Origin of the sequence: Pseudomonas sp. MB-090624, from assembly GCF_003205245.1 — a bacterium.
Lineage (GTDB): Bacteria > Pseudomonadota > Gammaproteobacteria > Pseudomonadales > Pseudomonadaceae > Aquipseudomonas > Aquipseudomonas juntendi.
Genome location: NZ_QJRK01000022.1, coordinates 38,838 through 51,266, shown reverse-complemented (window position 1 = coordinate 51,266; position 12,429 = coordinate 38,838). Strand labels below are relative to the sequence as shown.

General features: G+C 62.1%; 11 protein-coding genes. 8 read left to right on the top strand and 3 right to left on the bottom strand.

The window, feature by feature from the left end; genetic code table 11:
• Positions 1-113: 113 nt before the first annotated feature.
• The 6 genes from DMX12_RS14000 (at position 114) to hisF (ending at position 5,610) form a co-directional block, all read left to right on the top strand.
• Positions 114-1,775, top strand: coding sequence for an OFA family MFS transporter (locus tag DMX12_RS14000; protein ID WP_047150101.1), 1,662 nt, complete (start codon positions 114-116; stop codon positions 1,773-1,775).
• 615 nt (positions 1,776-2,390) lie between these two features.
• Positions 2,391-2,984 (top strand): imidazoleglycerol-phosphate dehydratase HisB, encoded by a 594-nt coding sequence (gene hisB, locus DMX12_RS13995; protein WP_009682881.1) that lies wholly within the window; start codon positions 2,391-2,393, stop codon positions 2,982-2,984.
• The gene (gene hisH / locus DMX12_RS13990; RefSeq protein WP_110678159.1) at positions 2,985-3,623 is read left to right on the top strand and encodes an imidazole glycerol phosphate synthase subunit HisH; all 639 of its coding nucleotides are present in this window, start codon (positions 2,985-2,987) and stop codon (positions 3,621-3,623) included.
• The gene (locus tag DMX12_RS13985) at positions 3,624-3,884 is read left to right on the top strand and encodes a DUF2164 domain-containing protein (RefSeq protein WP_009682883.1); all 261 of its coding nucleotides are present in this window, start codon (positions 3,624-3,626) and stop codon (positions 3,882-3,884) included.
• 114 nt (positions 3,885-3,998) lie between these two features.
• Positions 3,999-4,730 carry a 1-(5-phosphoribosyl)-5-[(5-phosphoribosylamino)methylideneamino]imidazole-4-carboxamide isomerase gene (gene hisA / locus DMX12_RS13980; protein WP_009682884.1) on the top strand — a complete coding sequence of 244 codons (732 nt, stop codon included), beginning with the start codon at positions 3,999-4,001 and terminating at the stop codon, positions 4,728-4,730.
• 109 nt (positions 4,731-4,839) lie between these two features.
• Positions 4,840-5,610: an imidazole glycerol phosphate synthase subunit HisF gene (hisF, locus tag DMX12_RS13975; protein ID WP_029886410.1), complete on the top strand. Its 771-nt coding sequence runs from the start codon at positions 4,840-4,842 to the stop codon at positions 5,608-5,610.
• Positions 5,611-5,713: 103 nt separating this feature from the next.
• Here hisF and choV read toward each other — a convergent pair whose 3' ends face one another.
• The 3 genes from choV to DMX12_RS13960 all read right to left on the bottom strand — a co-directional run bounded on the left by choV (position 5,714) and on the right by DMX12_RS13960 (position 8,766).
• On the bottom strand, positions 5,714-6,892 hold the full coding sequence (gene choV, locus DMX12_RS13970; RefSeq protein WP_009682886.1) for a choline ABC transporter ATP-binding protein: 1,179 nt from the start codon (positions 6,890-6,892) through the stop codon (positions 5,714-5,716).
• Positions 6,889-7,737 carry a choline ABC transporter permease subunit gene (gene choW, locus DMX12_RS13965; protein ID WP_172828412.1) on the bottom strand — a complete coding sequence of 283 codons (849 nt, stop codon included), beginning with the start codon at positions 7,735-7,737 and terminating at the stop codon, positions 6,889-6,891. Before choW ends, choV begins: the two co-directional genes overlap by 4 nt.
• An 81-nt stretch (positions 7,738-7,818) precedes the next feature.
• Entirely contained in the window at positions 7,819-8,766 is a 948-nt protein-coding gene (locus tag DMX12_RS13960; protein ID WP_054905525.1) for a choline ABC transporter substrate-binding protein, read from the bottom strand.
• Between the two features lie 451 nt (positions 8,767-9,217).
• On the opposite strand from DMX12_RS13960, the gene DMX12_RS13955 reads away from it, so the two are divergent.
• Positions 9,218-10,594 (top strand): L-serine ammonia-lyase, encoded by a 1,377-nt coding sequence (locus DMX12_RS13955; protein WP_110678157.1) that lies wholly within the window; start codon positions 9,218-9,220, stop codon positions 10,592-10,594.
• Positions 10,595-11,041: 447 nt separating this feature from the next.
• On the top strand, positions 11,042-12,148 hold the full coding sequence (locus DMX12_RS13950) for a GlxA family transcriptional regulator (RefSeq protein ID WP_110678155.1): 1,107 nt from the start codon (positions 11,042-11,044) through the stop codon (positions 12,146-12,148).
• The last annotated feature ends 281 nt before the right edge of the window (positions 12,149-12,429 follow it).

The following is a 12,429-nucleotide window of genomic DNA, read 5'->3' as shown; positions in this document are numbered from 1 at the left end:
ATCGATTCAGCCAAGCAAAAAAAACACGATATCAGATTGCTTTCACGCGACTCGATCCTGCTAACCTTGCGCCGCTTTGCCTGCCCTCACCCTATAAGAAAAGGATCACGTTCATGACCAGTACCGTCACGACGGGCGCCCCGGCGAGTACGCCAGGCTTCCTGTCGAAGGAGCGCATCATCGCCCGCCCGGGCTTCAACCGTTGGCTGGTTCCGCCAGCTGCCCTGGCCATTCACCTGTGTATCGGCATGGCCTATGGCTTCTCAGTGTTCTGGCTGCCACTGTCGCAAGCCCTGGGTATCACCGCCCCAGTGGCGTGCGCGGCCGACATGGGCTTCGTGGCCCGCCTGTTCAGCGCCGAATGCGACTGGCCGATTTCCATGCTGAGCTGGATCTACACCCTGTTCTTCGTCTTCCTGGGCTGCTCGGCGGCCGTGCTGGGTGGCTGGCTGGAGCACGCCGGCCCACGCAAGGCTGGCCTGGTATCGGCGCTGTGCTGGTGTGGCGGCATGCTGATTTCGGCCATTGGGGTCAAAACCCACCAACTGTGGCTGATGTGGCTGGGTTCCGGGGTGATCGGCGGTATCGGCCTGGGGCTGGGGTATATCTCGCCGGTATCGACCCTGATCAAATGGTTCCCGGACAAGCGCGGCATGGCCACCGGCATGGCCATCATGGGCTTTGGCGGCGGCGCCATGGTCGGTGCGCCACTGGCCACCGCACTGATGGGCCACTTTGGCAACGCGCAGGAAGTGGGGGTGTGGCAGAGCTTCGTTGCCATGGCGGCGATCTACTTCGTGTTCATGACTGCCGGCGCCCTGGCCTACCGCGTGCCGCCCACCGGCTGGAAGCCTGAAGGCTGGACTGCGCCGCTGAAAAAAGCCGGCAACACCATGGTCACCGACCGCCACGTGCACGTCAGTGTGGCGTGGAAAACCCCGCAATTTGCGCTGATCTGGCTGGTGCTGTGCCTGAACGTGTCTGCCGGCATCGGTATCATCGGCATGGCTTCGCCGCTGCTGCAGGAAGTGTTCGCTGGCAAGCTGCTGGGCAACGAGCTCACCTTCAGCGAGCTGAACGCCGCGCAACTGGCGCAGATCGCCGCGATCGCCGCCGGCTTCACCGGCCTGCTGAGCCTGTTCAACATCGGTGGCCGGTTCTTCTGGGCATCGTTCTCCGACTACATCGGGCGCAAGAACACCTACTTCGCTTTCTTCGCCCTGGGCGTGGGCTTGTACAGCCTGGTGCCGAACATGGGCCACCTGGGCAATGTGGCGCTGTTCGTGGCGGCGTTCTGCATCATCCTGTCGATGTATGGCGGTGGCTTCGCCACGGTGCCGGCGTACCTGGCCGACTTGTTCGGTACGCAGATGGTCGGTGCCATTCATGGGCGCCTGCTGACCGCCTGGGCGGCTGCAGGTGTGCTGGGGCCAGTGCTGATCACCTACCTGCGCGAGTCGCAGCTGGCAGCCGGGGTAGAACGCGCGGCAGCCTATGACATGACGCTGTATATCCTTGCCGGGCTGCTGGTGCTGGGCTTTATCTGCAACATGCTGGTGCGGCCGGTTGCCGACAAGCACTTCATGAGCGATGCCGAGCTGGCGGCCGAGCGGGCGTTGAGCCATGACAAGGGCGCCGATGGCGCGCGTTCGCTGGAGTGGAAAGCCGCGCCGGGTAGCCTGCCGCTGGTGCTGCTGGCCTGGGCAGTGGTGGTTGTGCCGTTGGCCTGGGGGGTGTGGATTACCCTGCAGAAGACGGCGGTACTGTTCCATTGATGAGTGATACAGCCGGCTGAATTTGCCGGCTGTACCGGCCCTATCGCCGGCAAGCCAGCTCCCACGGGGATCGCATCAGGGCTGACAGGTGTTTGCCACAAGGTATGCAGCGCCTGTTAGAGCGAGCGCCGCCCGCGCGGCGCAATCGCGAGCTGCGCTCGCTCCTACGTTTGTTTCGGGCCAATTATTCCTGTGGGATTCGCGCGCGAACGCCTTGGTGCATGCCTCAATATCGCGCCGTACAAACAAGGCGGCCGCGCGCGCCTGTCACAGGCGTTACTGGCCCGAAACAAACGTAGGAGCGAGCGCAGCTCGCGATTGCGCCGCGCGGGCGGCGCTCGATCTCACAGGCGCTGAAGATGCTGCGGCTACCCTTGCGAGAAACCATAGAATCTCCCACAGGTCCACCCTAGGCTTTGAACACGGTGGGGCCTGTAGAGCGGCCTTGTGTCGCGATGGGCTGCAAAGCAGCCCCCTTCACCCGGTTGTATAGACCTGTAGCGCTATCAACCCCCCGTCATTGCTCGCTTTGCCATATGTCATCCGCGTTTCAAGCTGGCGCGTTCTGGGCCTATAATGGCACCCTTTTCGCCCAATGATTTTGCGGAGCTGGTGATGGTCGAACGTAAGGCTTCCGTCGAGCGCAACACCCTGGAAACCCAGGTCAAGTGCTCGATCAACCTCGATGGCAGTGGCAAGGCCCGATTCGATATCGGTGTGCCTTTCCTGGAACACATGCTGGACCAGATCGCCCGCCACGGGCTGATCGATCTGGATATCGAGTGCAAGGGTGACACCCATATCGACGACCACCATACCGTCGAAGACGTTGGCATCACCCTGGGCATGGCATTCGCCCAGGCCATCGGTGACAAGAAGGGCATCTTCCGCTACGGCCACGCCTACGTGCCGCTGGACGAAGCGCTGTCGCGCGTGGTCATCGACTTCTCGGGCCGCCCCGGCCTGCAAATGCATGTGCCGTATACCCGGGCCAGCGTCGGTGGCTTCGATGTCGACCTGTTCCAGGAGTTCTTCCAGGGCTTCGTCAACCACGCCCTGGTTACCCTGCACATCGACAACCTGCGTGGCCATAACACTCACCACCAGATCGAAACCGTGTTCAAGGCGTTCGGCCGTGCCCTGCGCATGGCGGTCACCCTGGACGAGCGCATGGCCGGCCAGATGCCGTCCACCAAAGGGTGCCTGTAAATGCAGACGGTAGCCGTACTCGACTATGGCATGGGCAACCTGCACTCGGTGGCCAAGGCGCTCGAGCACGTCGGTGCCGGTAAAGTGCTGGTGACCAGTGATGCGGCGGTCATCCGCGAGGCGGATCGCGTGGTGTTCCCTGGGGTAGGTGCGATTCGCGACTGCATGGCCGAAATCCGCCGCCTGGGCTTCGACAGCCTGGTGCGCGAAGTCAGCCAGGACCGGCCGTTCCTGGGCATCTGCGTGGGTATGCAGGCACTGCTCGAACACAGCGAGGAGAACACCGGCGTCGACTGCATCGGTTTGTTCCCCGGCCAGGTGCGCTTCTTTGGCAAAGACCTGCAAGAAGACGGCGAGCACCTGAAGGTGCCGCACATGGGCTGGAACGAAGTCAGCCAGACCATCCACCACCCGCTGTGGCACGACATTCCGGACCGCGCACGTTTCTATTTCGTGCACAGCTACTACATCAATGCCGGCAAGCCTGGCCAGGTGGTCGGCCGTGGCCACTACGGCGTCGATTTCGCTGCCGCACTGGCCGATGGCTCGCGCTTCGCCGTGCAGTTCCACCCGGAGAAAAGCCATACCCATGGCCTGCAGCTGCTGCAGAATTTCGTCGCCTGGGACGGGCGTTGGTAAATGAGCAGGTCAAAGACCAAGGCCCCGATCATCACCCTGGCTCCTGAGCAGGAGCGCGACGCGCTCGCTACGCTCAAACGCTTCCTCGAAGACCGTTTCGAGCTGGAGCTGGGGTCTTTCGAGGTGGCTGAGGTCCTTGAGCTGTTCAGCAAAGAAATTGCACCCCATTACTACAACAGGGCGATTGCCGATGTTCAGCTGCACCTCAAGGAGCGGTTCGAGAGCATCGAAAGCGATCTGTGGGCGCTTGAAAAAAGCTGAAAGTTGCAAGCTTCAAGCTGCAAGCCGAAGCTGGATCGCCTATCGAATACACGACGCGCATTGCTTGCAGCTTGTCGCTTGCAACTTGCCGCTTGAATTGACGAAGGAAAGAGCATGCTGATTATCCCCGCTATCGATCTGAAGGACGGTGCCTGCGTGCGCCTGCGCCAGGGCCGTATGGAAGACTCCACGGTATTCTCCGACGACCCGGTGAGCATGGCCGCCAAGTGGGTCGAGGGTGGCTGCCGCCGCCTGCACCTGGTCGACCTGAACGGCGCCTTCGAAGGCCAGCCGGTCAACGGTGAAGTGGTCACTGCCATTGCCAAGCGCTACCCCACCCTGCCGATTCAGATCGGCGGCGGCATTCGTTCGCTGGAAACCATCGAGCACTACGTCAAGGCTGGCGTCAGCTATGTGATCATCGGCACCAAGGCGGTCAAGCAGCCAGCGTTCGTCGCCGAGGCGTGCAAGGCCTTCCCGGGCAAGGTCATCGTTGGCCTGGATGCCAAGGACGGCTTCGTCGCCACCGACGGCTGGGCCGAAGTCAGCTCGGTGCAGGTCATCGACCTGGCCAAGCGTTTCGAGGCCGATGGCGTTTCGGCGATCGTCTACACCGACATCGCCAAGGACGGCATGATGCAAGGCTGCAACGTGCCATTCACCAAGGCATTGGCCGAAGCCACCTCGATTCCGGTAATTGCCTCGGGCGGCATTCACAACTTGGGTGACATCAAGGCTCTGCTGGACGCCAAGGCCCCCGGCATCATCGGCGCCATCACCGGCCGTGCCATCTACGAAGGCACCCTCGACGTGGCCGAGGCCCAGGCCTTCTGCGACAACTATTGAATAGGAGCGGCAAGCTGCAAGCTGCAAGCTGCAAGAGAAAAGCCGGACCGCGTACTGCTTTATCTTGCAGCTTGCCGCTTGAAGCTTGCAGCTGCCCCCAGGAGCTTCCATGGCTTTAGCTAAACGCATCATCCCTTGCCTGGACGTGGACAACGGCCGGGTGGTCAAGGGCGTCAAGTTCGAGAACATCCGTGATGCCGGCGACCCGGTGGAAATTGCCCGTCGCTACAACGAGCAGGGTGCCGACGAAATCACTTTCCTCGACATCACCGCCAGCGTCGATGGCCGCGATACCACCCTGCATACCGTCGAGCGCATGGCCAGCCAGGTGTTCATCCCGCTGACCGTGGGCGGTGGCGTGCGTACCGTGCAGGACATCCGCAACCTGCTCAATGCCGGGGCAGACAAGGTGTCGATCAACACCGCCGCGGTATTCAACCCGGAGTTCGTGGGCGAGGCGGCAGACCGTTTTGGCTCGCAGTGCATTGTCGTGGCCATCGACGCCAAGAAGGTGTCCGGGCCGGGTGAAGAACCCCGCTGGGAAATCTTCACCCACGGTGGGCGCAAGCCGACCGGGCTGGATGCGGTGGCATGGGCGAAGAAGATGGAGGGCCTGGGTGCCGGCGAGATCCTGCTGACCAGCATGGACCAGGACGGCATGAAGAGCGGCTTCGACCTGGGGGTTACCCGGGCCATCAGCGATGCGCTGGGTATTCCAGTGATTGCCTCGGGCGGGGTGGGTAACCTGCAGCACCTGGCTGACGGTATTGTGCAAGGGCATGCCAGCGCGGTGCTGGCGGCCAGCATTTTCCACTTTGGCGAGTACACGGTGCCGGAGGCCAAGGCCTACATGGCAGCGCGCGGGATCGTCGTTCGCTGAAACATTGATTGGGGCTGCTTGGCAGCCCTTCGCGGGCACGCCCGCTCCTACACTGTGGGAGCGGGCGTGCCCGCGAAAGGGCCGCAGCGCGGCCCCAATTGCATCACCCGTGGTTCTTGCCAAGCAGTGCGTGATACAGCTCGGTATCCCCCAGAATCCCCACCAGTTTGTCGTTCTCCTGCAGCACCAGCTTGTTGCCGGTGTGGTAGCGAATCTGCAGCGCTTCACGCATGCCGATGTCCGCATGCACCAGCGTCGGCCGACGCCCCAGGCCTTCCACCGACTGCCCCGGCGCCCATTGCTGCATCTCCAGGCCGTTTTGCCCTTGGCGTGCGCGCTTGATCGAGTTGCCTTCGCCCAGGTCCAGCCACGAGTCGCCGCTCGGGTCGAGGCACACCGAACCATTGACCCGTTTGCAGTTGTCCAGGCTGCGCATCAGGCTGCGGCCGCAAAGTACGTTCAGCGGGTTGGTGTGGGCGACGAAGGTACGCACGTACTCGTCGGCCGGGTTTAGCACGATTTCTTCCGGCTTGCTGTACTGGATGATCCGGCCGTCTTTCATGATCGCGATACGGCTACCCAGCTTCAACGCCTCGTCCAGGTCATGGCTGACGAACACGATGGTCTTGCTCAGCTTGGCCTGCAGGCCCAGCAGTTCATCCTGCAAGCCCTGGCGGATCAGCGGGTCCAGTGCCGAGAAGGGTTCGTCCATCAGCAGGATGTCGGCGTCCATCGCCAGCGCGCGGGCCAGGCCAACACGTTGCTGCATGCCGCCCGACAGTTCGTCCGGCTTCTTGTTGCGCCACTGGGTCAGGCCCACCAGCTCAAGCTTCTCGTCGACCAGCTTGCGCCGTTCCTTCTCTGGCCGGCCCTGCATTTCCAGGCCAAAGCTGATGTTCTCGCGTACCGTCAGCCAGGGCATCAGGGCGAACTTCTGGAACACCATGGCAATGCGCTTGGTGCGCATCATTTTCAGCTCGGCCGGGGTGCAGTGGGCGATGTCGATGTGCTTGCCTTCATGTTCGACAAACAGCTTGCCGCGGCTGACGGTGTTCAGGCCGTTGATGCAGCGCAGCAGGCTCGACTTGCCCGAACCGGACAGGCCCATCAACACGCAGATCTCGCCCTTCTGGATGTCCAGGTTGGCTTTTTCTACGCCCACCACCAGGCCGGTCTGCTTGAGGATCTGCTCGCGAGTCTGGCCTTTGTCCAGCAGTGCCAGCGCCTCGCGTGGCTTGTTGGAGAAAATGACGTCGACGTCTTCGAAACGAATGATGCTCATGCTTCACCCCTTACCGGCAGTTCCGGTTGCTTGCAGATACGGTCGAGCATGATCGCCAGCAGCACGATCGCCAGGCCCGCTTCGAAGCCCAGGGAAATATCGGCGGTGTTCAGTGCGTTGACCACAGGTTTGCCCAGGCCGTCAGCGCCGACCAGGGCGGCGATCACCACCATCGACAGCGATAACATGATGCACTGGGTAACGCCGGCGGCGATGCTGGGCATCGCATGCGGCAGTTCGATACGGGTGAGCAGTTGGCGGCGCGAGCAGCCAAACGCCTTGCCGGCGTCCATCAGCTCCTGCGGTACGTCGCAGATGCCCAGATAGGTGAGGCGGATAGGGGCGGCAATGGCGAACACCACGGTCGAGATCAGCCCTGGCACCACGCCCAGGCCGAACAGCGTCAGGGTGGGGATCAGGTACACGAAGGTGGGCACCGTTTGCATCAGGTCGAGCACCGGGCGCATGGCGGTGTAGAACATCGGTTTGTGCGCGGCGACGATGCCCAGCGGCACACCGATGGCCACGCACACCACGGTGGCGAAGGTCACTTGTGCCAGGGTTTCCATGGTTTCCTGCCAGTAACCCAGGTTGAGAATCAACAGGAACGACAGGGCGACGAATGCGGTCAGCGACCATTTACGCTGGATGAGGTGCGCCAGGGCGGCGAACAGGGCGGTGAGGACGAACGGGTTGAACCAGGTCAAGGCACTGGTGACGCCGTGGATCATGAACTCCAGGCCCTGTGCGATGGCGTCGAAGTAATTCGCGCCGTGCAGGGTCAGCCATTCAACGAACGAGGCGATGTACTGACCCAGCGGTATTTTCTGATCGATAAGCATGATAGCGAGCTTCCACCTGCATAGATTGAACTCAACCCGGGGCAGGCACGGTCCTGCCCCGAGGTAGCGCTATGGCGAATTGCGTTATTGCGTCAGCTTGGCCTTGGCCGCCTCCAGGCCGGGTTTGCCATCCACGGTAGTCACGCCGGCCAACCAGGTGTCCAGCTTGCCTGGGTTGTCCTTGAGCCATTTCTTGGCAGCGGCCTCGGGCTTCATCTTGTCGTCCAGGACGTAGCCCATCATGGTGCTTTCATCCTTGAGCTCGAACGACAGGTTCTTCAGCAGTTGGCCAACGTTGCTGCACTCCTGCACGTAGCCTTTGCGGGTGTTGGTGTATACGGTCGCCTTGCCGAAGTCGGGGCCGAAGTATTCGTCCCCTCCGGTCAGGTACTGCATCTTGAAGCGGGTGTTCATCGGGTGCGGTTCCCAGCCCAGGAACACCATGGCTTCGCCACGTTTCTGCGCCCGGTCGACCTGCGACAGCATGCCGGCCTCGCTGGACTGCACCAGCTTGAAGCCGGCGTCTTTCAGGCCGAAGGCGTTCTTGTCGATCATGCTCTGGATGGTGCGGTTGCCATCGTTGCCGGGTTCGATGCCGTAGATCTTGCCGCCCAGCTCCTTCTGGAACTTGGCAATGTCGCTGAAATCCTTCAGGCCCTTGTCATACAGCGCCTGGGGCACGGCCAGGGTGTACTTGGCGTTTTCCAGGTTGGCGCGCACGGTGTCCACAGTGCCGGCGTCGCGGTACTGCTTGATATCGTTTTCCATGGTCGGCATCCAGTTGCCGAGAAACACGTCCAGGTCCTTGCCGGTAGCCAGCGACTTGTAGGTCACCGGTACCGAGATCATGGTGGTGTGGGTTTTGTAACCCAGTGCTTCGAGCACAACGCTGGTGGTCGCAGTGGTGACCGTGATGTCGGTCCAGCCGACATCGGAGAAACGGACCGTCTGGCACTGCTCGGGCTCGGCGGCCTGAGCCAGCAACGGTGCGGACAGCAACGCAACCAGCAACAGCGAGGGTGTACCTTTCATGGGTGGACTCCTGAGATTTTGTCTTCGGGTTCGCGTGGGTCGCCGAACGTTCTGACGGTCCGGTCGACCAGGCCTGCAGAGGGCAGGATGCGTGGCCGTGCTTTACGAGTCGCTTTCGATAATCCTCCACCGCCGGGCAATCGCCTACTGGTAGGGTCGTATCCAGTACGGAACGGGTCGTATCCAGTATGGGCGATGTCGCTTATGGATTTTTCCAACCCCTCGCCCGCATTTTTGCGTCAACAGGCCGATGGAAAACGGCGTGTCGGGCCCATTCCCCAGGTGAAACCGGTGCGGCGCTGCTGGACAAAATGGCGTCGGTTGCAGACGGCGAGGCGGCCGGTAAAAGCCCGATGATGCTGGCAATTCAAGGCGGCCCTGCTTGAGCCTAGCAGCTACCCCGCCGTGCGCATGGCGCGCACAGACAAGCCCAGCAAGAGGTGATTCGGTAATGGCCATCAGCGTGTTCGACCTGTTCAAGATCGGTGTCGGGCCTTCCAGCTCCCACACCGTCGGCCCCATGCGTGCTGGCGCCCTGTTTGTCCAAGGGCTGCGCGAGCGCGGCGAGTTGGAACGGGTGCGGCGGATCGAGGTGCGCCTGTATGGCTCGCTGTCGGCCACCGGCGTCGGCCACGGCACCGACAACGCCACCATCATGGGGCTGATGGGGGAATGGCCAGACGCCATTGACCCGACCCAGATCGTGCCGCGCATCGCCGACCTGCGCGAAACCAATACCCTCAAGCTGGACGGGCGCCTGCCTGTCGAGTTCGTGTGGGCGCGCGACATGCTGCTGCTGGACGAAAACCTGCCTTACCACCCCAACGCCATGACCTTGGTTGCCGAAGGCGAGCAGGGCGAGTTGCACCGAGACACCTATTACTCGGTGGGTGGCGGCTTTGTGGTGGATGCCGCGCAGGCCGCCAGTGGCGTGCTCGATGCCGACCAGACGGTGCTGCCGTACGATTTCAACAGCGCCGCCGAGCTGCTGCAGCTGTGCAAGCAAAACGACCTCAGCGTGTCGCAATTGATGATGGCCAACGAAAAGGTCTGGCGCAGTGAAGAGGAGATTCACGCCGGCTTGCGCAAGCTCTGGCAAGCCATGCAGGAATGCGTCAACAACGGCCTGAAATACGAGGGTACGTTGCCCGGTGGGCTAAATGTGCGCCGCCGCGCCGCCAAGCTGCACCGCAGCCTGCAGGAGATCGGCAAGCCCAACGTGATCGGCTCGACCATGAGTGCCATGGAGTGGGTCAACCTGTTCGCCCTGGCTGTCAACGAAGAGAACGCCGCAGGCGGGCGCATGGTGACGGCGCCTACCAACGGCGCGGCGGGCATCATCCCGGCGGTATTGCACTACTACATGCGCTTCAGCGATGAGGTGGACGAGTCCAGTGTTACCGATTTCTTCCTGGGCGCTGCGGCGGTCGGCATCCTGTGCAAGAAGAACGCTTCCATCTCCGGCGCCGAAGTAGGCTGCCAGGGTGAGGTCGGCTCTGCCTGCGCCATGGCCGCTGCCGGCCTTGCGCAAGTGTTGGGCGCGACCCCGGCGCAGCTGGAAAACGCCGCGGAAATTGCCCTGGAGCACAACCTGGGGCTCACCTGCGACCCGGTGGGCGGGTTGGTGCAGGTGCCGTGCATCGAGCGCAACGCGATTGCTGCGGTAAAAGCCATCAACGCGGTGCAAATGGCCCTGCGTGGCGATGGCGAGCACTTCATTTCCCTCGACCAGGTGATCCGTACCATGCGCGACACCGGTGCCGACATGCACGACAAGTACAAGGAAACCTCCCGCGGTGGCCTGGCGGTCAATGCCATCGAATGCTGATGTTCCAGTAGGCACCCAGGGCCTCTTGGCGGTTGAACCCGGCAAGAGGCCCTCGAGTTTCAAGGCAGCGCAAAAGGCCTGCCAGTGCTCCTTTATGGTGCACTCGAATCTGCCAATTGCCGGATGTCGTAATCAGTGTGGGACTTGTCGGTGACACTAAACAGTGTCGTTTCTGGGCAACTGCCCAATGGCGTGTCACCAAACTGCTCAGCCGTTACCCGCACGGCGCCTAGCACGGCTGTTTGAGACAACTTGGCCAGCACATCCAAAGCCTATGATTTGCCTGACAAAGGGGTCGTTTTCAGGTTTTTTTGGATGGCCATTCAATTTCAGGCACGGCGTTTGCGTAGGTAATGGTCACCCACCCCCGGCATGTGACGGGGGCAATAACAAGAAAATGAGTGCCCGCCTGAGGCACATCCAGCATTTGTGTGAGGAGAAACCGCGATGACGTCCTACACCTCCGGGACCACGTCCCAGAACCGCACAGCACCCCAGTCCATCGGGTTTCTTCTATTGGACAATTTCACCCTGATTTCCCTGGCTTCGGCTGTGGAGCCCCTGCGCATGGCCAACCAGCTGTCCGGCCGCGAATTGTACCGCTGGCACACGCTGACGGTCGATGGCGGCCAGGTGTGGGCCAGCGATGGTTTGCAGATTACCCCGGACGCGGCCATGCACAGCGCCCCTGCGATCGACACCGTGATCGTCTGCGGCGGTGTAGGCATTCAGCGCACCGTGACCCGCGAGCACGTAACCTGGCTGCAAGCCCAGGCGCGTCAGTCGCGGCGCCTGGGTGCCGTGTGCACGGGCAGCTGGGCCTTGGCCTGTGCCGGCCTGCTCGACGGCTTTGATTGCAGCGTGCACTGGGAATGCCTGGCCGCCATGCAGGAGGCCTACCCGCGGGTCAACATGAGTACCCGCCTGTTCACCCTCGACCGCAACCGCTTCACCAGCTCTGGCGGCACCGCGCCGCTGGACATGATGCTGCACCTGATCAGCCGCGACCACGGCCGCGAGCTGTCGGCGGCAATCTCCGAAATGTTCGTCTACGAGCGCATTCGCAACGAGCAGGATCACCAGCGCGTGCCGCTCAAGCACATGCTCGGTACCAACCAGCCGAAGTTGCAGGAAATCGTCGCGCTGATGGAAGCCAACCTGGAAGAGCCTATCGACCTGGACGAGTTGGCGGTGTATGTGTCGGTGTCGCGGCGCCAGCTCGAGCGGTTGTTCCAGAAGTACCTGCACTGCTCGCCGTCGCGCTACTACCTGAAGCTGCGCCTTATCCGCGCCCGGCAGCTGCTCAAACAGACACCCATGTCGATCATCGAAGTTGCATCGGTGTGCGGTTTCGTCTCCACGCCGCACTTCTCCAAATGCTACCGCGAGTACTTCGGCATTCCGCCGCGTGATGAGCGCGTGGGCTCCAACACCACGCAGCAGGTGGCAATGATGCCGATTCCGCAGGCCATGACCTTGTCGCCGCACAGCGGGCCGATGGCTGCCCTGAGTCAGGCGCGTAACGAATCGACCTTTGCCAGCGTAAGGCTCTGAAACGGCATCGCCGGCAAGCCGGCTCCCGTAGGTCTTGCACAGGTCTTGAGCCTGTGTGATCCCTGTGGGAGATTCTATGGTTTCTGGCAAGGGTAGGCGCTGCTTCTTCAGTGCCTGTGAGATCGAGCGCCGCGCGGGCGGCGCTCGATCTCACAGGCGCTGGATATCTTCTGACAAACACCTGTCAGCCCTGATGCGATCCCTGTGGGAGCTGGCTTGCCGGCGATAGGGCCGTAACAGAAGAAATCAGGCGCGCTTGTTGAACTGCGCCAATGCCGGCA

Coding starts and splice junctions, on each gene's coding strand:
- DMX12_RS13960 (WP_054905525.1), bottom strand. CDS start 8,766: ATGAAAGGTACACCCTCGCTGTTGCTGGTTGCGTTGCTGTCCGCACCG.
- hisF (WP_029886410.1), top strand. CDS start 4,840: ATGGCTTTAGCTAAACGCATCATCCCTTGCCTGGACGTGGACAACGGC.
- hisH (WP_110678159.1), top strand. CDS start 2,985: ATGCAGACGGTAGCCGTACTCGACTATGGCATGGGCAACCTGCACTCG.
- choV (WP_009682886.1), bottom strand. CDS start 6,892: ATGAGCATCATTCGTTTCGAAGACGTCGACGTCATTTTCTCCAACAAG.
- hisA (WP_009682884.1), top strand. CDS start 3,999: ATGCTGATTATCCCCGCTATCGATCTGAAGGACGGTGCCTGCGTGCGC.
- DMX12_RS14000 (WP_047150101.1), top strand. CDS start 114: ATGACCAGTACCGTCACGACGGGCGCCCCGGCGAGTACGCCAGGCTTC.
- DMX12_RS13950 (WP_110678155.1), top strand. CDS start 11,042: ATGACGTCCTACACCTCCGGGACCACGTCCCAGAACCGCACAGCACCC.
- DMX12_RS13955 (WP_110678157.1), top strand. CDS start 9,218: ATGGCCATCAGCGTGTTCGACCTGTTCAAGATCGGTGTCGGGCCTTCC.
- hisB (WP_009682881.1), top strand. CDS start 2,391: ATGGTCGAACGTAAGGCTTCCGTCGAGCGCAACACCCTGGAAACCCAG.
- DMX12_RS13985 (WP_009682883.1), top strand. CDS start 3,624: ATGAGCAGGTCAAAGACCAAGGCCCCGATCATCACCCTGGCTCCTGAG.